The organism is Pelotomaculum sp. FP (genome assembly GCF_004369245.1).
Taxonomy (GTDB): Bacteria; Bacillota; Desulfotomaculia; order Desulfotomaculales; family Pelotomaculaceae; genus Pelotomaculum_C; species Pelotomaculum_C schinkii.
In genome coordinates this window covers 1-21,107 of sequence record NZ_QFGB01000034.1, presented here as the reverse complement: position 1 = coordinate 21,107, position 21,107 = coordinate 1, and the positions used below count along the sequence as shown (strand labels likewise).

The 21,107-nt window shown below is 45.0% G+C and carries 18 protein-coding genes and 1 pseudogene; 15 read left to right on the top strand and 4 right to left on the bottom strand.

The window, feature by feature from the left end:
- Positions 1-121 precede the first annotated feature (121 nt).
- The 9 genes from Psfp_RS13390 to Psfp_RS13350 all read left to right on the top strand — a co-directional run bounded on the left by Psfp_RS13390 (position 122) and on the right by Psfp_RS13350 (position 12,153).
- The gene (locus Psfp_RS13390; RefSeq protein ID WP_192895425.1) at positions 122-2,074 is read left to right on the top strand and encodes a XylR N-terminal domain-containing protein; all 1,953 of its coding nucleotides are present in this window, start codon (positions 122-124) and stop codon (positions 2,072-2,074) included.
- 926 nt (positions 2,075-3,000) lie between these two features.
- On the top strand, positions 3,001-3,585 hold the full coding sequence (locus Psfp_RS13385; protein ID WP_134219044.1) for a 2-oxoacid:acceptor oxidoreductase family protein: 585 nt from the start codon (positions 3,001-3,003) through the stop codon (positions 3,583-3,585).
- On the top strand, positions 3,582-3,890 hold the full coding sequence (locus Psfp_RS13380; protein ID WP_134219043.1) for a 4Fe-4S binding protein: 309 nt from the start codon (positions 3,582-3,584) through the stop codon (positions 3,888-3,890). Before Psfp_RS13385 ends, Psfp_RS13380 begins: the two co-directional genes overlap by 4 nt.
- Complete coding sequence (gene porA / locus Psfp_RS13375; RefSeq protein WP_134219042.1) at positions 3,887-5,077, top strand: pyruvate ferredoxin oxidoreductase; 1,191 nt, start codon at positions 3,887-3,889, stop codon at positions 5,075-5,077. The genes Psfp_RS13380 and porA overlap by 4 nt, the downstream gene beginning before the upstream one ends.
- Positions 5,074-6,012, top strand: coding sequence for a thiamine pyrophosphate-dependent enzyme (locus Psfp_RS13370; protein WP_134219041.1), 939 nt, complete (start codon positions 5,074-5,076; stop codon positions 6,010-6,012). The genes porA and Psfp_RS13370 overlap by 4 nt, the downstream gene beginning before the upstream one ends.
- A gap of 67 nt (positions 6,013-6,079) precedes the next feature.
- On the top strand, positions 6,080-6,988 hold the full coding sequence (locus Psfp_RS13365) for a precorrin-6B methylase (protein WP_134219040.1): 909 nt from the start codon (positions 6,080-6,082) through the stop codon (positions 6,986-6,988).
- A 956-nt stretch (positions 6,989-7,944) separates the two neighbouring features.
- A complete protein-coding gene (locus tag Psfp_RS13360) occupies positions 7,945-8,730 on the top strand; it encodes an electron transfer flavoprotein subunit beta/FixA family protein (protein ID WP_134219065.1) in 786 nt (261 codons plus the stop codon).
- A gap of 14 nt (positions 8,731-8,744) precedes the next feature.
- Positions 8,745-9,953 carry an electron transfer flavoprotein subunit alpha gene (locus Psfp_RS13355; RefSeq protein ID WP_134219039.1) on the top strand — a complete coding sequence of 403 codons (1,209 nt, stop codon included), beginning with the start codon at positions 8,745-8,747 and terminating at the stop codon, positions 9,951-9,953.
- 154 nt (positions 9,954-10,107) lie between these two features.
- Positions 10,108-12,153, top strand: coding sequence for a (Fe-S)-binding protein (locus tag Psfp_RS13350; protein WP_134219038.1), 2,046 nt, complete (start codon positions 10,108-10,110; stop codon positions 12,151-12,153).
- 120 nt (positions 12,154-12,273) lie between these two features.
- On the opposite strand, the gene Psfp_RS13345 is transcribed toward Psfp_RS13350, so the two are convergent.
- From Psfp_RS13345 to Psfp_RS13335, 3 genes are all read right to left on the bottom strand, one after another.
- Positions 12,274-12,459, bottom strand: coding sequence for a hypothetical protein (locus Psfp_RS13345; protein WP_134219037.1), 186 nt, complete (start codon positions 12,457-12,459; stop codon positions 12,274-12,276).
- Between the two features lie 189 nt (positions 12,460-12,648).
- Positions 12,649-13,185 carry a cell wall hydrolase gene (locus Psfp_RS13340; protein ID WP_348981148.1) on the bottom strand — a complete coding sequence of 179 codons (537 nt, stop codon included), beginning with the start codon at positions 13,183-13,185 and terminating at the stop codon, positions 12,649-12,651.
- A 224-nt stretch (positions 13,186-13,409) separates the two neighbouring features.
- Entirely contained in the window at positions 13,410-14,717 is a 1,308-nt protein-coding gene (locus Psfp_RS13335) for a radical SAM protein (RefSeq protein ID WP_134219035.1), read from the bottom strand.
- Positions 14,718-15,437: 720 nt separating this feature from the next.
- Between Psfp_RS13335 and Psfp_RS13330 the strand changes: the two genes are divergently transcribed.
- From Psfp_RS13330 to Psfp_RS13310, 5 genes and pseudogenes are all read left to right on the top strand, one after another.
- Positions 15,438-15,641 carry a hypothetical protein gene (locus Psfp_RS13330; protein ID WP_348981147.1) on the top strand — a complete coding sequence of 68 codons (204 nt, stop codon included), beginning with the start codon at positions 15,438-15,440 and terminating at the stop codon, positions 15,639-15,641.
- A gap of 35 nt (positions 15,642-15,676) precedes the next feature.
- Positions 15,677-16,666, top strand: a complete 990-nt coding sequence (locus Psfp_RS13325; RefSeq protein WP_134219034.1) for an ECF transporter S component — start codon at positions 15,677-15,679, stop codon at positions 16,664-16,666.
- Positions 16,663-17,778 carry an aldo/keto reductase gene (locus Psfp_RS13320; RefSeq protein WP_134219033.1) on the top strand — a complete coding sequence of 372 codons (1,116 nt, stop codon included), beginning with the start codon at positions 16,663-16,665 and terminating at the stop codon, positions 17,776-17,778. The genes Psfp_RS13325 and Psfp_RS13320 overlap by 4 nt, the downstream gene beginning before the upstream one ends.
- A 110-nt stretch (positions 17,779-17,888) precedes the next feature.
- Positions 17,889-18,245, top strand: coding sequence for a MerR family transcriptional regulator (locus Psfp_RS13315; protein ID WP_134219032.1), 357 nt, complete (start codon positions 17,889-17,891; stop codon positions 18,243-18,245).
- A 33-nt stretch (positions 18,246-18,278) separates the two neighbouring features.
- Positions 18,279-18,509, top strand: a pseudogene (locus Psfp_RS13310) (iron-containing alcohol dehydrogenase); the annotation flags it as partial.
- A 93-nt stretch (positions 18,510-18,602) separates the two neighbouring features.
- Here the strand turns inward: Psfp_RS13310 and Psfp_RS13305 are convergent.
- Positions 18,603-19,409 carry a DUF169 domain-containing protein gene (locus tag Psfp_RS13305; RefSeq protein ID WP_348981149.1) on the bottom strand — a complete coding sequence of 269 codons (807 nt, stop codon included), beginning with the start codon at positions 19,407-19,409 and terminating at the stop codon, positions 18,603-18,605.
- Positions 19,410-20,406: 997 nt separating this feature from the next.
- On the opposite strand from Psfp_RS13305, the gene Psfp_RS13300 reads away from it, so the two are divergent.
- The gene (locus Psfp_RS13300) at positions 20,407-21,003 is read left to right on the top strand and encodes a PadR family transcriptional regulator (protein ID WP_243120642.1); all 597 of its coding nucleotides are present in this window, start codon (positions 20,407-20,409) and stop codon (positions 21,001-21,003) included.
- Positions 21,004-21,107 lie beyond the last annotated feature (104 nt).

The window sequence follows — 21,107 nt, the reverse complement described above, 5'->3', positions numbered from 1 at the left end:
TCGCTTAACTTATGGGATAGTGATAACGGGTGTCCGGTAAAGTCAGGTAATTATATCCCAGAGTAAATACTATAATGTAATATTTTGACCTGGCTCCGATTTAATGGCAGGGGGGAGCATATTGAGGGCTGTCGACTTGAAAATGGATGAGTTGTTGGACTTCCGGCCGGATGAAGGTACTGTTTTTTTGAAAGATACCCGTGTCCTGATAGAAAATGCGGATGCATTTGGAGCCTTAAGAAAAGATCTGATTTCCACGCTGGGTTTTGAACGGGCGAAGGGCTTTCTGATTCGATACGGTTGGGCATGTGGACGTAACGATGCGTTTAATATGAAGGATAAATTCAAATGGGAAGATGAACTGGAATGGGAGTTCGGCGGTATTGCGCTGCACACTCTTGAAGGAAAAACAAAAGTAGATCACGACATAATTAATATTGATTTAAAGAAAAAAAAGTGGCTTTTAAAAGGCAGATGGACAAACTCCTATGAAGCGGAACAGCACCTTCATTACATTGGAACGCACAACAGCCCTGTATGCTGGACACTGATAGGTTATGCCGGGGGTTATGCTTCCGTCTTTCTGGGTAAGCGGGTGATTTATAAGGAAATCAAGTGCCTGGGGATGGGAGCTCCTCATTGTGAGTTTATAGGTAAGACTGAGGAAGAGTGGGGCGATGAGATTGCCTCTGAACTTCCCTACTATGAGGAAATGAGGATTAGTGAGGAATTAGAGGCGGCACAAAGAAGAATCCAACTGCAAAATCAGGAACTGCAGCGTGCTTTTGCTATTAACAAAAAATTAACTGAACTGGTTTTAAACGGAGAAGGGATGAATGGGATTACTCAGACTCTGGCAAGTATTATCGATGAATCGGTACTGGTATTTGATAACAGGATTCATCTAATTACAACGCATATTGTTAGCAAACAAAAATACTTATCCAATTTACAAAAAAGGATTAAAGATACTCTTAAGAATATCATGGCTGTACCCGGCAAGGAACAGGAATATAATACTTTAATAACTAGAAAGGTTCCTCTGCCGTTAAGGTTCAAAATAGAGGGATTTATTCTTTCCTGTGTGATTTACCCGCTTGTAGTCGGTAATGAGATTCTTGGATTTATTACGACTGTCAAAAATAAGGATGAGGAAACAAGTACGGATAGCATAATGGCTATTCAACACTCGACCAGCGTTTTTGCTCTGGAGATAATCAAGCAGAAAAGTATTGTAGATCTGGAGCAGCAACTACGGGGAGATTTCCTGGAGAGTCTGCTCTTTGACAATAAAACCAGCGAAGAGTCGATGTATGCCTGGGCTTTGCGGTTGGGCCACGACCTCAAGGGTAACCATAGCATACTGGTATTTGATATAACGAATGACCAATTCCTTAAAGATTATACGGAAGAAAAGATTCTATTGTTAAGAAAGGATATCCTGCGGTTTAGTGATGGTTTTATCAAAAAATACTATCCATCAGTTTTTTGCGGCATAGTGAATGATAAATATGTAATATTATTTCCTCAAACCGGGGACGGGGTTATCAAAAATGATCTACTGGAATTTATTTCATCGATAAATGAAAGATTTAAGCGCCATTACCCAAAAATGATTCTATCAATGGGAGTGGGGAAGATTGTCGCCAGCATTGACCAGTATCCGGGAGCCTATAAGCAGGCCGCTAAGGCACTCGATATTTGCCATAACTTTAAACCCGGCAAGGTAATTTTTTACGATGAGCTGGGTTCGCTGGCTGTACTTATCGAGACCCAGAATAAGGCAGAATTATTAAACTTTATGAATGAAAAATTGGGTCCGCTTTTTGAGCACGACCGTAAATACAAAAGCAATCTGATCGAAACCCTGGAGCAGTACCTTGAGAGCAGCAGTATTCAGCAAACGTCAAAAAAAGCTTCTATGTCGATCAGCGGCTTGAAGTACCGGTTGGGTAAAATCAAGGAATTGAAATATAATCTTCAGTCACAGCAGGAAAGATTCGATCTGCAGCTGGCGCTAAAAATATTTAAACTTGTTCAAGTGGAGTGCGGTTCGGAAAAACCGTCAAGCTAGGATTGGGAGGGGCTAACCAATTCGAGAAAAAAAGCAGGTTCATCAAATCGCCAGCTGCTGGGCGGAAAACAACATCAGTAAACAAGTGAGTCTGGCGCCATCAACGGTTATCCCGACGGCAGCTTCTTTAAGTAGCGAAGCTGATTGATCCTTTACTCATTGACAATGTATAGGAATTACTATAAACTTTTATCATATTAAGATCGAAAAGGCAGTGTCTGTTTGACTATTGTTCTGTAAGGAACACATAATTGTACATGTTAGAAAAGGCAATATGCGATTGCTTTTATTTGTGTGCAATTTTTGTCTTCATACAGAACTATGTCAAGCTGATCTTAAGATATAATCTTGGATTTGGCATAGTATTGTACTATGTTTTTTTCTTTTCTGTATGGAAAGTGTGTTCCAAATTGAAAATCGCTTATTCAGTGTTCTTGCCTATTACTGTGGCCCGGTGGTTGTTATGATTCTTTCACCAATTCTTTTTAAAGATAAAGATAACATGGGCGGAAGTTCTTGGTTTCCTTGCCGTGCTGGTTGGTATGTTCTTTTACTTGGTTATCTGATTTGACAATTAACGTGAAAATTTGACAAAGTGATTGACAGAAGACGGTAAAGCGGGTATATTTATTTATAATTTAAAATTTCAAAGGCATTGACGGAGAGAGTACGTTTCAGCCGAACGTTTCAGAGAGCCGGGGATGGTGCAAGCCCGGTACCAGTAGTCTGAACCCGAAAATCACTCCTGAGCTGCGGACTGAACGAGTAATCCAGTAGGCTCCGACGGTTTTCCCCCGTCACAGGGAACGCATATGATGGTATGCTTGTATGAATGGGTGGTATAGCGAATGCCTTTTAGGCTTTCGTCCCTTTGCGGGACGAAAGCTTTTTTAATTTTATTAATTATTTGACTGGAGGAAAAAGCAATGGCAACCAATGATATGGTAGAAATTCGCTGGCACGGCCGGGGCGGACAGGGAGCCAAGTCGGCCTGCATGCTGTTGGCGGATGTAGCCGGTTTAGAAGGAAAATTCGTGCAGGGATTCCCGGAGTATGGACCGGAACGTATGGGAGCCCCTATTACGGCTTATAATCGCATCAGTGAAAAACGCTGTTCGGTCCATTCCAACATTTACTATCCAGACTACGTGGTCGTGGTAGATGAAACTTTGCTGGACAGCGTCGACGTTACCGGAGGACTGAAAGAGGGCGGTGCGATCATCATTAACACTCCCAGCTCTCCCCGTGAGATGCGCGAGAGGCTCGCGGGATGGACCGGAAAAGTCTGTACCATAGATGCCCGCCGCATTTCGGAAGAGAATCTGGGCGCAAACTTCCCGAATACCCCTATGCTGGCCGCTGCGGTTAAGGTGAGCGGCGTTTTGGAAATAGAGCGTTTTTTAGCGGATATGGAAGAATCCTTTAAAAATAAATTTGCCTCCAAGCCCCATGTTATCGAGGGGAATGTGGCAACACTAAAAAAATCCATGGATGAGGTGCAGGTAGGATGATTTGTGCGAAGGATATCAACGAACGTACCCCCTGGCAGGATCTGACCCCCGGCGGGGAGATCTACGAACCGGGAACCGCACGGGCTTTCAATACTGGCGCTTGGCGGACCAACACGCCTGTTTTTCACGAGGAAGCATGTAAACACTGTATGCTTTGTGTTCCATTCTGCCCGGACTGTGCTATTCCGGTGAAGGGCGGGAAACGTCTGGACTTCGAATATATGCACTGCAAGGGCTGCGGTATCTGTGAGAACGTGTGCCCCTTCTCGGCAATTAGCATGGTGAGTGGGGGTGCGGCCAGATGAGCGACCGTCTTTCCGGCAACGAGGCTGTAGCTTATGCCATGAAGCAGATCAACCCTGATGTCATGGGAGCGTTCCCGATCACTCCCTCCACGGAAATTCCTGAATACTTCGCCGGTTATGTGGCCAACGGCGAAGTAAACACTGAATACGTAACCGTGGAGTCTGAGCACAGTTCAATGTCCGTGTGCCTTGCCGCGCAAGCTGCAGGAGCCAGAACCGTCTGTGCGACTTCATCCTGCGGGTTGGCGCTGATGTACGAGCTTTTGTACGTGGCGGCCTCATGCCGTCTGCCTGTTACCCTGGCTTGCGTCAACCGGGCCCTTTCGGGGCCGATTAACATAAACAACGACCACTCCGACTCTATGGGAGCCCGTGATACCGGCTGGATCCAAATCTATGCCGAAAATAATCAGGAGGCCTACGATAATTTTCTCATGGCCATGCCTATCGGCGAGACCCCAAGCGTTCGCCTGCCGGTGATGACCTGTATGGACGGCTTCATTACCAGTCATGCCGTGGAGAATATAGACCTTTTGGAGACGGATGTTGTGCGCAAGTTTATCGGGGAATATAACCCTGAAAACTATTTGCTCAAAAAAGAAAATCCGCTGGCGGTCGGACCGTACGATGTGAGTCCCTATTACATGGAACACAAGGTCCAGGAGGCTGAGGCCATGAAGGCGGCCAAGGCCCGCATACTGGAGGTAGCCGCAGAGTTTGAAAAGATTTCCGGCCGGCGCTATGGCCTGTTTGAAGAATACAGGATGGAGGATGCACAACTTGCTCTGGTCCTAATCGGATCGAGTGCCGGAACTGCTAAAGCAGCTGTCGACAAACTGCGGGAGGACGGGGTAAAGGCAGGGCTTGTTAAAATCAGGGTATTCCGTCCTTTCCCGGGCGAGGAACTGGCCCGGGTTCTGGCCAACACCAGGGCCGTAGCCGTCATGGATAAGTCCGAAGGCTTTTCGGCAAACGGAGGTCCTTTATTTGCCGAGACCCGCAGTGCTTTGTATGATCTGAAGGAACGCCCGTATCTGATTGATATCGTTTACGGTCTGGGCGGCCGCGACATAAAAGTCGAGGATTTTGAAAAAGTGTTCGGCCGGCTGGCCGGTATTGCTGCGACCGGCGAGACCGGACCGGTATATACCCATATGGGACAGAGGTCGAAGGAGGAGATAGCGTGAGCACGGTATATAACCTGAAACAGGAAGTAGAAAAGCCGGAACGCCTCACCGGAGGGCATCGGCTCTGCGCCGGCTGCGGCGCCGGGATCGTTGTGTCAGGGGTTCTGCGCGCCCTGGATAAAGAGGACAGGGCGGTGGTGGTTAACGCTACCAGCTGTCTGGAAGTCTCCACCTTTATGTATCCTTACACGGCCTATACGGACAGCTATATTCATTCCGCCTTTGAAAACTCCGCGGCTACCTGTTCCGGAGTGGAAGCGGCCTATAACGCTTTGAAACGCCGCGGCAAGGTGGAAGGAACCGTCAAGTTCATTACTTTTGCAGGGGACGGCGGCACCTATGATATAGGGCTTCAATCCCTGTCAGGCGCTATGGAACGCGGTCATGACATGGTCTACGTCTGCTATGACAACGAGGCTTACATGAATACCGGAATCCAGCGTTCATCTGCAACGCCTCCTTTTGCCCGCACGACTACCACGCCTGTAGGTTCTGTTGGGCAGGGCAAGAAACAGAATAAAAAAGATCTGACGGAGATTTTGGTTGCACATCATATCCCTTATGCAGCACAGACTGCCCCTATCGGCAATTTCAAGGATCTGCACACCAGGGCGTATAATGCCATTTATACTGAGGGCCCTTGCTTTTTGAACGTATTGTCCCCATGTCCCCGCGGATGGGACTATCCCACGGCCAAGCTTGCGGAGATCATTAAGCTGGCGGTGGATACCTGCGTCTGGCCCCTTTTCGAAGTAGAGGAGGGGGTGTGGCGTCTGAGCTATACACCGAAGAAAAAGCTGCCCGTGGTAGACTTTCTTCGCCCCCAGGGTAGATTCCGCCATATGTTCCAGAAAGGCAACGAGTGGATGATTGAAGAAGCGCAAGCCTATGTGGATCAAAAATGGGAACGCTTGCTGGAGCGCACAGGCGCTTAAACTTAGCTGAGACTGGGCATAAATCCAAAAAATATGGTATGATATCGTTACAAAGGAGGTTTTGCCTGTGGAACAGACAATGTTCACGAATGAGGTTATTTTATCCTGGCTCCGGTATTTTTCAGAGAACGTTGCGATCAACCTGGCAAAACTGAAAATGCTGGACATTACAGGGAAGAGCAAGAACCTGATTCCGAGCGTTATGAGCAACCGGGCAGTGCTGGTCTTTACGGATGCCGGACATCCGGATATCTTCTACGACATGTGGAATGCGGAACTGGGCGACTGCGATATCTGGTACAACGAGGGTTCGGATCCATCCGGCGAGATCAAGCACGACAAGGTCTCAGACATGATCAACCGCGGGATCAACGCCTCTGCGGCCATGTTGATTCTAAATCCTAACGCCGCAACAAATTATCATATAGGTATGGAGAACAGCCGTTTCTCCTACGGCTCTGTTCAGTATGTGTGCCGGGAAGTCCGGGCTGTTATAATGAATAAGCTCAATCTGGGCGACCGGGATAATATATGTATAATCTCAGGTGAGAGCATCGCGGTGGAGGCCGCCATGATTGCTGCTGAGGGTAGTGTCATTGCTGTGGAATATGATCACAGGGATCGGAAAACCATGAAATGTAATGTTGACAAATTTGGCCTGAGCAACGTAATAATCGTTGATTCTCTGGAAGACGGTATCCTGGATCAGCTGCCGGTACCGGACACAGCGTTTATAGTGGGTTCTCCGAGGATCGGCAGTGAAATAAAGAGTTTGCTGGCCATTAATCCCGCCATGAATTTTGTGATCTACACCTTGGACTTCGAAATTCTAACGTCTCTTCCTGCGTTGTTTCGGGAAAACGGCTTGGAGCGCACTGAAGCAATCCATATAGAGGTATCGCGGGTCACCAGCAAAAACATGACGGAGCCGTTTCCAGCTCCTTGGCTGATCTCTGGTAGAAGCGTTAAAGGATAGTAATAACGTTTGGTATGTAAAATAGTAAATTGGTTTGGGTCTTTGTTAAAGGCTGTAGGTAAAAATAGTTATTAGATAGATTTGTTGATACAAAAATAAAATCGTTCTCAAACACCTTCCTGTGGAAGGTGTTTATGCATAGCTCGTTGAGGTTATCTCCCTGCCTACCGATTACGTGGAATTTAAAATTCAGCTGCCGAGAGGAAATCTGTTTAAGGAATCTCTGTCAATTGATATCCATAGTCATTCTGCGGGGCTATGGCCAGATTAAGCCGCCTAATTATAATTATTAGAAACCATTATAAAATTAAGAAACACCGTTTGTCTCAAGGATAAGTCATAATTGGTTCTACAATTTAGACAAAATTCAACATTCTGTTCTGTCTTGCAAATGGCTGGCATAATTGAAGCCGGCACGGCAAAGATGCTGTATTATCAAAGGATTAGATAAGAACCATAATGCAAAAAAGATGCTCTTGACAAGGTCATTACCGCAGTGGTACGGATCTTGCTTTTTTATTCATAGGAAAAGTGGTAGCTGCCATACAGCGGGAAGGTATTCCGCGATGCGGGAGGAATGAGATATTAATTACTTTAAGGAGGTGCTGGAACTCATCCACCGGGGGCTGTCAAGCGCCCGCAGTGTTCCAAGGAGGTGGACGCTATTTACATTGAAAGCCCAATAAATTAAAAGGAGGTTGGATCATTACAGATATTTATACCAGACTAAGCCAGGCAATTTTGGATACCGATGAAGATGCTTCCGGAGAGTTAACTAAAAAGAATTAGTTGCCTCAGACGGCTATTGTGTCGGATGATATACATCTAAAACAATTTGTAAATATGAGAATATTTTTTTTGCTACAGTATTATAGGCTATAATAATATAAACCAAAATAATATTCACTAAATGAGTTATTAACTGGGGTACATTCTCGTTGGAAAGGATGGAAAAAGTGGAGATAGTTGTTTGTATTAAACAAGTACCAGATACTACTGAAGTGAAGATCGACCCGGTAAAAAACACGTTGATCCGTGACGGTGTGCCGAGTATTGTTAATCCTACAGACGAATGCGCCGCCGAAGCCGCTATTAGAATTAAAGAACAATACGGCGGTAAAGTTACCGTCCTGGCGATGGGACCGCCCATGGCGGCAACCGCGCTGCGCAAATGCCTGGCGATGGGTGCGGACGAAGCGGTACTGATCAGTGACTTTGCGTTTGCAGGCGCCGATACCTGGGCTACCTCATATTCTTTAGCCAAAGCGATTGAGCACGTTGGCAAACCGGACATTATTTTCTGCGGGAAACAGGCGATTGACGGGGATACCGGCCAGGTAGGACCGGGTATTGCCGAGCATTTAGGCCTTTCGCAGACGACCTATGTCCAAAAGATCAGAGAAGTCCATGACGATTATCTGGTCGTTGAACGTGCTTTTGAAGGCGGATTTGAAGTGATTAAAGTCAGATTGCCGGCGGTTATCACAGTCGATAAAAGTATTGAACCCCGGTATCCCAGTGTCAAGGGTTCAATAAAGGCATCAAGAACCGAGGTAACGACCTGGAATGCTAAAGACATCAAGGCTTCTCCCGAAAAGACCGGATTGAATGGCTCCACCACACAGGTCGCGCAGGTTTTTAACCCTGAGGTCAAATTCACAAGTGAGATGCTGAAGGGAAAAAATGAAGAAGAATTATGCGACTTGCTCATCGGTAAACTCAAGGAAAGAGAAATATTGTAAAGGAGGAGCGGTAAATGAGCGTAAAGATACTCGATAATTTATGTAACGGCTGCGGTGCATGTGTAGATAAATGCCCTTTTGGCGCCGTTGAAATCGTAGCCGGTATTGCGAAGTTCAAAGATAATTGCACCGGCTGTGGCGTATGCGGCAAAGCCTGTCCGAATAAAGCCATCGAAGTAACCAGAAAAGCAAAAAAAACGCCGGAAAATAAGCTTGATGAATACAAAGGTGTTTGGGTCTTTATTGAACAACGCAACGGCAAGATTGATACTGTAGCGCTCGAACTTTTGAGCGAGGGACGCAAACTCGCAAATGAGCTGGAGGTAGAGCTGGCCGGCGTTTTGCTTGGTGAAAATGTCGGCGAATTAGCAAAAGAATGTTTTGCTTATGGCGCCGAAAAAGTTTATTTAATTGACGCGCCGGTATTTAAGGATTACCGTACGGATGCCTATACCACTGCGATTTGTGAACTAATCAACACCTACAAACCGGAAATCGTCCTGTTCGGAGCCACCAATAACGGACGTGACTTTGCAGCGCGGATTGGTGTAAGGATTACGACCGGTCTCACGGCGGATTGCACCCAGCTTTCCATTGATCCGGAAACACGGCTTTTGAGACAGACCCGGCCAGCCTTCGGAGGCAACGTTATGGCCACGATTTTGTGCCAAAACCACCGGCCGCAGATGGCGACTGTCCGTCCAAAAGTCATGAAAATGGCTGAGCCGGATTATACCCGCACCGGAGAAATCATCCGTTGTCAAACCTCCGTTAAGGAAGAGGATGTTACCACCAAAATTATGGATATCGTGAAAAACCTCGGCCATAGTGTGAATCTGCAGGATGCTGAAATCGTTGTATCCGGAGGCAGAGGGATCGGCGGTCCGGAACATTACCATTTAATTCTGGAATTGGCCGAAGCCCTTGGCGGCGTAGCCGGCGCATCCCGTGTAGCAGTTGATTCCGGGTGGGTTCCGCATGAACGTCAGGTCGGGCAAACGGGTAAGACCGTATCACCGAAGCTCTATGTTGCCTGTGGTATTTCGGGAGCTATCCAGCATCAAGCCGGGATGAAAACCTCTGAAATTATTGTCGCGATCAATACTGACCCCGAAGCGCCGATATTCAGTATTGCCACCTATGGCATAGTCGGTGATCTCCATAAAATTGTACCGCTGCTGACCCAAAAGATTAAGGAACTGAAGCTCAAGGCAACGGCGTAAACGATAAGGTTTATACCATATAGGTTAACCTGCAGCCTTCAAACTGCAAGCTTTCAACTATACGCTTTAAACCAAAAAGTTGACTGTTTTAAATATAACCACTGTTTCATTAGCCGTATCAGGGAGGATTCTTAAAGCAAAGGGAGGTATTGGTTTGCTTTCTTTAAAATTAATTATATTTTTAATAGTTGCTGTTCTTTCTGTTAGCGCTTTTGCATATGCCCTGAATAAAAAAATACGCATTCTGGCTCTGGGAGCAAAAGAGGACAGGTTTGACCACCCGGGCAAGCGATTTAAGAATTTTGTTGTGAACGTATTGCTGCATGGGAAAATGCTGAAAGAATACTATGGGTTTATCCACTTATTAATCTTTTGGGGATTCATCAGTATTGGTTTAGGAGAAATTCCACTTGTGATCGAAGGGCTGTTTCCTTCTGTTCATGTGCCTTTCTTGGGAACAAATCCTTACTTCTTTTTGGTAAAAGATATTCTGGCATCACTCGTATTTATCGGCTTAATCATCGGCGTTATTCGGAGATGGATCGTCAGGCCGAAGCGTCTTTACCGGACCGCGGAAGCTGCCATTGTTGTTATTTTGATCTTTGCAGTCATCATCACTGACTGGTTAACCAGTGGCGCCAAAGTTGCCCTGGACCCAAACCCTGCTTACAGCCTGGCCTTTGTCTATAATATGTTTGCCGGAATATATCAAGGATACAGCCCTGAGACCCTGGGTGCTGTCAGCGAAATATTTTGGTGGATGCACGTCCTAATACTTTTCGGATTTTTGGTATATATCCCGAATTCCAAACACCTGCACCTGCTGGCTACGCCGTTTAATAGCTATTTCGCGACCCTGAAACCAGCCGGCGCTCAAATCACGGCCATGGATCTGGAAGATGAAAAGCTGACGGAGTACGGTGTCGGAAAGATTGAAAACTTCACCTGGAAACAGCTGCTCGACAGCTTTTCCTGCGGGGAATGTGGCCGTTGTATGGACAACTGTCCTGCCAATATTTCAGGCAAACCCTTAAATCCTAAACAACTGCTCAGCAGAACGTTAAAAGACCATCTCCTGGAAAAGGGCGCCGTGCTGAATAAGCTGGGTATCCAACACGCTGATGATCTTAGCGCTGAGGACCTGGCCAAGCTGACGAAAACGGACCGCGAAGCGGCTCAGATCCTCCAGAAAGAATTGATCGGAGACATCTTTACCCGTGATGAACTGTGGGCCTGCACTACGTGCAGAGCTTGTCAAACCTTATGCCCCGTATCCAACGAACATGTCAATAAGATCATTGATATGCGCCGGTATGAAGTCATGAATGAAAATAATTATCCGGAGGAGCTGCAGCTTGCATTCCGCAATATTGAAAGCAAATTCAATCCGTGGGGTATCAGCTGGAGTGATCGCGCATCATGGACGAAGGGCCTTGATGTGAATATCATGAAAACAGCCGAAAATCCGGAGTACCTTTTCTGGGTCGGCTGCGCAGGTTCGTTTGATAACAGGGCCAAGAAAGTGTCTGTCGCAACAGCGAAAATCCTTAAAGCTGCCGGTGTTGATTTCGCCATCCTGGGCAAAGAAGAAAAGTGTTGCGGCGACTTTGTCCGCAGAGGCGGTAATGAATATCTCTTCCAGTTAATAGCCAAAGAAAATATCGGTATCTTAAACAACTATAAAGTCAAGAAAATCATTACGAACTGTCCACACTGCTTCAATACGCTGAAAAATGAATATCCGCAGTTTGGCGGCAATTTTGAAGTCATCCATCATACCCAGTTAATCAACCAGCTCATCAAAGATGGCAGGCTGAAACTGAATAAGAATGTCCAGCTGCCTGAACAGAAGATCGTCTACCATGATTCCTGCTACCTTGGACGTTATCAGCAAGAATTTGACGCGCCGAGAGCATTGTTCAAGATGGTCCCGGGTGTACAGCTTATTGAGATGGACCGCAACCACGAAAAGAGCTTCTGCTGCGGCGCAGGCGGATCAAGGATGTGGATGGAAGAAAATATCGGCGACCGTATCAACAACCTGAGGGTCGAACAGGCTTTGGCCAAAGAGCCGCAGGCGATTGGCGCCAACTGTCCATTTTGTATCACTATGCTGGAAGATGGCGTCAAAGACAAGACTACCCCTGAACAAAATGTCCCTGTCCTCGATCCGGCAGAACTTATTGCCAAAATGATCTAGAGCATAAAATCAATCCCCGCATAAAAAAATGATATCCATTGGGTATCATTTTTTTATGCAGCAAAGGCAAGGCGCCCCTTCTTATAGTAATTTATGGAAGCTAGTACACAACTGAGCAAATTATTCAATCCATGCGGAAGCGATAATCTGCCGTATGCCGAAGAATTCTTTGACGCAGTGGTAAGCATAGATTCCTATCACTATTTTGGACGTGATGAGAAGTACCTGGGCAAGCATTTGCTGCCTTTTGTAAAGCATAGAGGATACTTGCTGTTTGCCGTTCCCGGGCTTAAAAAGGATATTCACGCCAACCTGCCGCCTGAAATGTTGCTTTCATGGACAGCAGAAGATATAGAAACTTTACATGATACCGCATATTGGCGGAAGATGCTTGAGATTACTGATGGCAGCCATAGCGTTTCTTTTAATCTCCCACGGTTTGCTTCAAGCTGTGGCTTGAGCAAAAGAGGCGACCGGTTAACGGTCGCCTCTATTTCATGTGCTGGTTGCAAAAACATGGTTGCCGATTTTGGTTACGACCGGCAGGGTCTGAATCCAGGTATCTTTGCTGATATCGGGATTGTAAAAGAACAGCGCCCCACCTGTGGGATCCTTCCCTGCGAGAGCCTGCTCAGCTGCGCTAACTGCTTTCTCGTCAGGTTCCAGGTTGATGGACCCATCTTCTACTGGTGAGAACTGGTAGACTCTGCTGTTTTTTTGCAGAATGACCTCCGGTATTGTTTTGGGGAAATACGGGCTGTTAATCCTGTTCAAGATAACGGCGCCGACGGCCACCTGACCCTCGAAGCTCTCGCCCCTTGCTTCAGCGTGAATCAATCTGGCCAGAAGCATTAACTCGTCCCTGGGTACATCCCCGCGGGAAAATCCGCTCCTGTAAGGCAGGCTCTCGGGGATTTGCAGGACCTCCTCCGGCCGGATCAGGCTGTCGCTGAGGTTATTAACTCTCATCAATTCCCGGAGCATAACCTGGTGTTTATAGGCGATACTGCAAAGATTATCTCCTTCTTTCACAGTATAAGTCACCTGAATGGGAACGTTTTTTTCTAAAGATTGAGTATTTGTATTCTGTGAAGCCTCGTTAGCTGAAGCCGCCGTGTTTACTATCAAAAGTACAGATATTATTAACACAGCCGGTATGGTCACAACCCTTAATATGCATCTAAATATATCCATACCGATTTATTATTTACAAGAATAATCAAAAAAATACTCTCTATGGGTATTTTAGGCAAAAATCAGGGACACTGTATCACACCCTGTGCCCATAAACAACCTCCACAGGTAGGAAATTTGTTACCAAAACAGTCTTCCTCGTTTTTTTCGGCAAGGTCACAGGGACCGCACTGCAAGCAAGGTGAAAAATCAAATTCATCAACTTTTTCCCTGAAATCATGATATTCCTGTCCGTCCCATATCTCCTTCAAGCTGTTTTTGCGGGTATCTCCCAAAACATAGGCTGTAACTTCCCTTTCTGCCCGTCCTGTGGTGAAATAAGTCTTATAGGAATGTAAAAGGCCCATGCAGGAACTTACGGTGCCGTCCCATTTAATGAAGGTGCAGCGTTCCTTAACAAACCGGCAGCTGCCTGCTTCCGTGTCAATATGGTTCCGCATGATACTGATATTGTTATAATCCCGGAATAGCTCGAACAAGGTCTGTTTGGTGGTTTCCGTTCTATCGATAAATGGTAAATTGATTGGCAGGGATCTCGAGTAATACGAGATGCTATTAGCCCAGAGGATCCTTTCACATACCATCTGATCGAGCATGTCGCTGCTGTAGGGGATCACATTGCTGACAGAGACCATCTCCGCGCCCACCGTTTGGGCCAGTGTTCCCAGCTTTCTTAATTCCTTGATATTCCTTTTCATGACTACAAACGCGATTCCAACTTTGATTTTGTGCGTAGTCTGTTGATTCAGTTCCTTGAGCCGTCTCAGGTTTTGCACCACCTCAATAAAACTGGCTCCCGCCCGGATATCATCAAAACTGTCCTCACTCGTTCCGTCAAAGGATACCCATAGTGTATCCAGGCCGTTATCCAGCATACCTTGCAGCATAGCTTCATTGAGCAGGGTGCCGTTGGTTACCATCTCCGCCTTAAGGCCCAGTGCTTTGACTTTCCCGATCATATAGAGAATGTCTTTATGGAAGGTGGGTTCACCGAAACCGCCAAACATCACGGTTTGCAGGCTTTTGAACTCTTTAAGCTGTTCGAGCAGGCCGTCAAACACTTCCAGTTTCATACTTCCCAAAGGCTCATGCCAGGTTTTCCGGATGCAGGTGCGGCAATTCAGGTTGCATAGGGTTGTCGGCTCAATATAAACCTTTGCCAGGCTGTGAATATTGGGGTAGATTTCGATCTTGTTTTGACGCTTGACGACCCGGAAGGTAGTTGTATCCTCGGCACCGAGGAGTTTCGCCAACTCATCAGTTAGAAATAATTGTTTTTGGTTGCCACTAATCAGGGTTTCGTTTTGCGCTTTAAGTTCTGCCTGATTAAATACCACTTCATCCTTCTGCTGCTGGCTTAACCAACTCATTAACCCACCTAAGGCCGCATCCTTCACGGGATCGGAGCTTAATGACAGATTTTTCCGCGGTTCACAAACACTCAACTTGATGTCCTCCACTTTTCTGCTTATTTTTTTGTAGCCTGTTTGTTAAAAGAATTGAAACCCCTCTAGTGATATAAAAAACCAAATCAAATATATAAGTTTTATATGCCCATAGTCAAGAAGTTCCCTAATTTAACCCAAGAGAATAATTAAAGACGGATACTGTTTTTCCATGACACATTTTTCATCACGATATTTAATATACGCTATGGCGTATTTATTCAAAATTTACTGTTCTTGCTAAAGCATAGGACCAATCAAGTGTTTTAATTTTCAACTTAAAATTACTTGTCTAAATATAAAACAATCTATTCTTAATAGAAATAGGTTATTATTAAATTATTTGTTAATTAACCCATTTATTAGGATAAAGAGACAAAATTAATATCATCCAGGTATAGACTCAAAAATAGAGTAAAAGAAATAGTAAGAACATTTTTCCAGTTGGTGATTATATGATGGGAGTGCAGCTTAAATATATTCCAAAAAAAATACTTGACTTGGAGTTAACTCCAAGTGCTAGACTGTGTGACGACAGATTAATACAAATGGCAAATGCCATGGGAATGGAAGGTGCGAAAGAGCCGATGGATTCATCACAATGTAAGTAAAATTGCAGGAAGAATGCGGAGTTGCAGACCTCAAATGTCCGATTATGGAATCAGACCGGAAGAATTTAAGAATATGGAGGCAATGGAAAGGACTATAGAAGGATTTAGAGGATTTACTTCCTGCCTTTACGGAGCAAAAGAAAAGGGTATTATCTATGGAACCGGCGCCTGGAATGTGGGAGACATTAAAGGAAGCAGGGCAATGGTTCAGGCATATGAAATGGGGAAAAAAGTATAAGAAGTTATAAAATTTCAAATTACGGAGATGATTTCATGACACATTCGTTAACTCTGAACAAATCAGCCGTCAAAACCCAAACGCTCACCACTGCTGCAGCCGTCTTTGCCGCTGTAGCTCTGCCTCAGATCTTTCACGGGATGGGAGCTATTTCCGGGCTTGGATCTGCCTTAGGCGAAGCCTTTTTGCCCATGCACCTGCCGGTGCTGCTGGTCGGATTGCTGGCCGGGCCTGCTGTCGGTATGGTTGCCGGCGCCCTAAGCCCCTTAATCAGTTTTGCTTTGTCCGGGATGCCCACAGTGGCGCTGCTCCCTTTTTTAATGATTGAACTGGCTGGCTATGGTCTGGCTGCCGGAGCGCTGCACAAAGTTAAAATGCCGGTATTTGGCAAGCTGCTGCTGGCACAGATTGTCGGACGGATACTTAAAGCCGGAGCGCTCCTCCTTGCCGTTTACGGACTGGGCAGTCAGACTGTGGAAGTTTCCCTGATCTGGAACTGCGTGATCACCGGCCTGCCAGGCGTCCTGCTACAGTGGTGTCTAATCCCATTGCTGATGTTTTGGATGGAAAGCAGGGGAAAACGCTATAATGATATGGATCACGCAAAAGCGCTCTTTCAAAGCGGCAACTATACCTGCGTGCTTTGCAAAGACGACATCATCCATACCAGCACCCTAAGCGGCATTTCTCCCATGGTGGAATTTATAACTGCCGGAACAAACTTAAGCGGATATTCTGCCGCAGACAAAATCGTGGGCAAAGCGGCAGCCATGCTCTTTGTGTTGGCCGGAGTCAGAGAGGTATACGCCTGCGTAATGAGCGAGCAAGCGGTAAAAGTTTTTTTGCAAAACGGTGTTCGGTATTCCTGTGACACGCTCACTCATGTTATCATCAACCGCGCCGGAACCGGCCTTTGCCCCATGGAACAGACCGTCAAATATATTGAGAATCCATCTGATGCCTTTGACGCAATAAAGCACACATTGAATCTTTTAAAAACAAAGAAAATGGAGAATGCGGTATGAAGAAATTAGGATTCGGAATGATGCGGTTACCAATAACAGAAGAGGAAAATCTGAAAAGTATCAATCAAGAACTTTTAAATAAGATGGTGCATTACTATCTGGAAAATGGTTTTACCTATTTTGATACGGCATACGTGTACCATCTGGGAATGAGCGAAGTCGCTGCAAGAAAGGCTCTTGTTGAAAGATACCCAAGAGAAGCGTTTACATTGACGGATAAAATGCCTACTTTTATAGTAACCAGTAGTGGTGATTATCAGAGAATTTTTAATGAGCAGTTAGAAAGATGCGGGGTTGAATACTTTGACTATTATCTGTTGCATAACCTCGGTGTGAAGAACTATGCGGACACTTTGAAATATGGCGGCTTCGAATTTATGAAGAAATTAAAGGGAGAGGGTAAGGTAAAACACATAGGGTTTTCTTTTCATGACAAGGCAGAATTGTTAGACCGGATATTAACAGAACATCCGGAGATGGAATATGTGCAGCTTCAAATCAACTATATTGACTGGGACAATGAAACAATCGAATCCCGTAAGTGCTATGAAGTGGCAACAAAGCATAAGAAGCCTGTCAGTGTAATGGAGCCGGTCAAAGGAGGTGCGCTTGCTAACGTACCTGATGAAGCGGAATTACTGTTTAAGGATTATCACCCGGATATGAGCGTGGCATCGTGGGCAGTCCGGTTTGCAGCTTCTTTGGAAAATGTTTTTATGGTGCTTAGCGGTATGAGCGATTACGAACAGGTCGTTGACAACGTAAGTTATATGCAGGATATTATGCCTTTGAAGGATGAAGAAAGAGAAATTATAAAAAAGGCCGCTGAGATTATTAACAGCAGTATTGCAATCCCATGCACCGCATGCCGGTATTGCGTGGATGACTGCCCGAAGGAGATACCAATACCGAAATACTTTTCTTTGTATAATAACCAGGAGCAGTTTGGACTGGTACCTTACCATATGGTTTACTATATGAATTTAACGCAGGACTTTGGGAAAGCTTCTGACTGTATCGGCTGTAAGCAGTGTGAACAGCACTGTCCACAGCATATAGATGTTGTGGAGCAGTTGAAAAAAGTGGCTGAGGTATTTGACACGGAAATCTAATCAGAAGCCTGAGCAGATATAAAGACATCATTTCGTCTTGTTGGAATGGTTTTTGGACTTTACTTGGAGTTAGCTCCAAGTGGTAGACTGCATTTCGAGGAGGTAAAGACATGAATATTGCAGAGGTAAGTAAACAACTCGATATCTCTCCAGATACGTTACGGTATTATGAAAGAATTGGTTTGATACCACCTGTAAAGAGAAATAAAAGTGGAATTAGGGATTATGGAGAAACTGACTTAAAATGGATTGAATTTATCAAGTGCATGAGAAGTGCAGGACTTATGGTTGAGGTGTTGATTGAGTACGTAGAACTCTTCAGGCAAGGAGAAGAAACCATTGCAGCCAGAAAAAATATTCTAATTGAACAAAGGAATCAACTGGCAGCCAAGATGGAAGATTTAAAAAAAACAATTGATAAACTGGACTATAAAATCGAAGTTTACGAAAATGCAATTTTAAAATAAAGAAAAAGAACTAATGAATATGGAGGATTTGATATAAGCTTTAACATGTATGTACCTACAAGAGTTTTCTTCGGAGCAGGCCAATTAAGTAATTTGCATGCACAAAAAATGCCTGGCAAAAAAGCTATGATTGTTATTCCAGACGGAAAATCCGCAAGAACAAACGGTTATCTTGCAAGAACAGAAGAACAGTTGAAAATTGCAGGTGTAGAATCTGTTTTATTCGATAAAGTGGAAGCAAATCCATTGAAGACAACAGTAATGTGCATTTACACCGCAGTGCCTATTATGGTGAAAAAACGGGAATGGCAAATCCTTTGTCTTCGAGTGCGTTTGTTGGTTTACCAAACGGCATATTTACCCATTATTTGTCTGGGAACCATCGGTTCCTGCCGAAACTTCGGAAGGAACGCTGGTAATACGCTCGGCTATCTTGTTCCATGTGCTTTTAGTTAAAAAGCTGTCCGGAATGTTGGCCTCCATCTCCAGGAACCGCTTGTACGGCACGGTGAAGGTGACCTGACCAGGGTCTATAAAGGGGCGAGCGGAAGGATCCATCATGCCCACAACAGCCCGTGGGTTTTCACTTTTCACCTCGTTGTAGGGAATGAGAAAGAGCCCCTGGCAACCAGCACAATGAGGAATGATCACGTTATTGAGATCCGGGCGGTCATAGTTTGCCATCACCACTAAGCCGCATAACTGGTCGGCATTGACGAAGAAGGTAACTAAACAAGGCTGCTCCAGGGATGGGTCAACCTGCTCCAGCGGTTTGAAGACCCGGTAGGTATACGGCAGGTCGATAATCGGTAGATTGCTAACAAAACAGGAGGCAAGTTCGGGCGTCTTACGGTAACCTTCACCCTCGGGGTAACCCTCCCCCCGGCCTGTGGAAAGGAAATACTCGATACCACCTGTGTCACCCGCCCCACTTGTGTGGAATGCATTGCCGAAACCTAAGCCCACCCCGCCACCGCCGCAACCGACGGTCTCCCGGTCGAAGACGGCTGTCTTGCCGAGGGAGGCGGCTTTTAGCATAGCCATCACGCAACCCCAGCTTCCCGGCCGAAATTGTGAGGCTCCTTCTGGTTTTTCGTTTGTCAGAAGGATTGCCACCGGCTTAACGGTCAGATGTAATTCCTTGGCCAGAAGGCTTTCCATCATTATCAACTCCTTTTGTTATAATCTGGTTATCCGACTTACTTCCATATTATCATAGATAAAGAATAGTTCAATATGCAACATAGGTGAATGTAGGTAAACTGTTTGGACTGCTCCTTTTTTATGTGTTTAAGAATAGCGTTCGATAACCGATTTTATTTGTTGGCGGACAGACGGGATATCGTGAGAGGATACAACAAACCTCACATTTGACTCATCCGTTGCGAGGGCTCTGATAATAACCCTCTCAGTCCGCGTGCCCTGCGGTCAACCTGCATGAAGACTTCACCTCCACAGGTTTTATTGTACCAGTCATTCTATGTGTCCATCAAACTGGGTCAGGTTTACTATATCAGAATTGAAGAGTCGAGAGTAGTCTATTTGTCTCAGGGTAGAAGAAGGTAAGCAGGGATTTTATTTATTTTAAAGAATGTGTAATAGACTACAGGTATTAGAAAGTTGGTGTGTAAGATATGGCGCTACCTTAATATTCGGGATATTAAGTGTATTATTAAGTGACGCTTACGGACAGGCAGATGAAAAAGAAGATATTGCCACTTTACACCGCATATTAGAGTTGGGCCTATGCAAATTTGGGAGGATTAAAACGAAAAATGAATAGAATTCGTCAGAAAGTATTTGATGTTATGGAAAGTATGAATATACCTTATGATGTCATTGAGCATCCAGCTGTATATACCAAGATAAATTGCTTGCCTTAATTTCGATACGGGATCTGATTTGGAGTTTCTTACCTGTAGAATTCCCTCATTGACATTGTGAGACAGGAGAGCAATCACTTCTTCTGATAGAGCTTACCAGCACTTTTCCTGATACTGGAAAAGCAGAAGTAAAAAATTGAAATAATTTACTTACATGCGCAATTGAATACATGGTAAAATATGCGTATAACGTGCGGTTCTGACGGAACGTAAGTCCAGTTAACCGGACGTTTTTCTCTTATCTTGGTTGTTCGTAAGGGCCCTCGGAAGGTATCTGAATGAGAGCCTATGAAACGGAGGATGGGTTTGCTGTGAATAAAATAATACTGTCAAATATAGAAGCAATTTTACTCAGTATTGTAAGAGAAAAACCTTCCTACGCATACGAAATTAATAAAGTGATTGAGTACCGGAATTTAAGGATGTGGGTTAGGGTCGGAGTAGCTTCTATTTACCAGGTATTAAAGAGGTTAGAGGAAAACGGGTTGGTCATTTCACATAATGAGAGAGACGGGCGAATGCCGGACCGAAAAAGATACTATATAACAGATTCCGGCAAGACAGCGCTTACTGAAACTTCAAAAAGGCTTTTATCCAATCTAGAGTGGTTTTACCTGGATTTAAACGTTGGGTTGGAAGCTTCTAATGCGCTAACGCCAAGGGAAATGGCTCAATGTTTAACAAAAAGACTTGCTAAAGTTAAAACAAATATAAATAGAGTGAAGGAAATCAGTATATCCGATAGAGAGGCGCGATTTAAGAAAAAAGCCATTATTAAAAATCTAACTTTTTTACGTGAATCAGAAGAAGCCTTCTTGCAAGAATTTCTACGGGAAATGTCTGTTGGTATTGCATCCGTGATCGGTTTACCATAATATGTAATTAACAAGTCATAATAATTATATGGTTATACTAACCAATAGTGGAAACTGAGGTTTACTTCGGTTCATATGTTGTCCAGGGATCAATTAACCGTTCC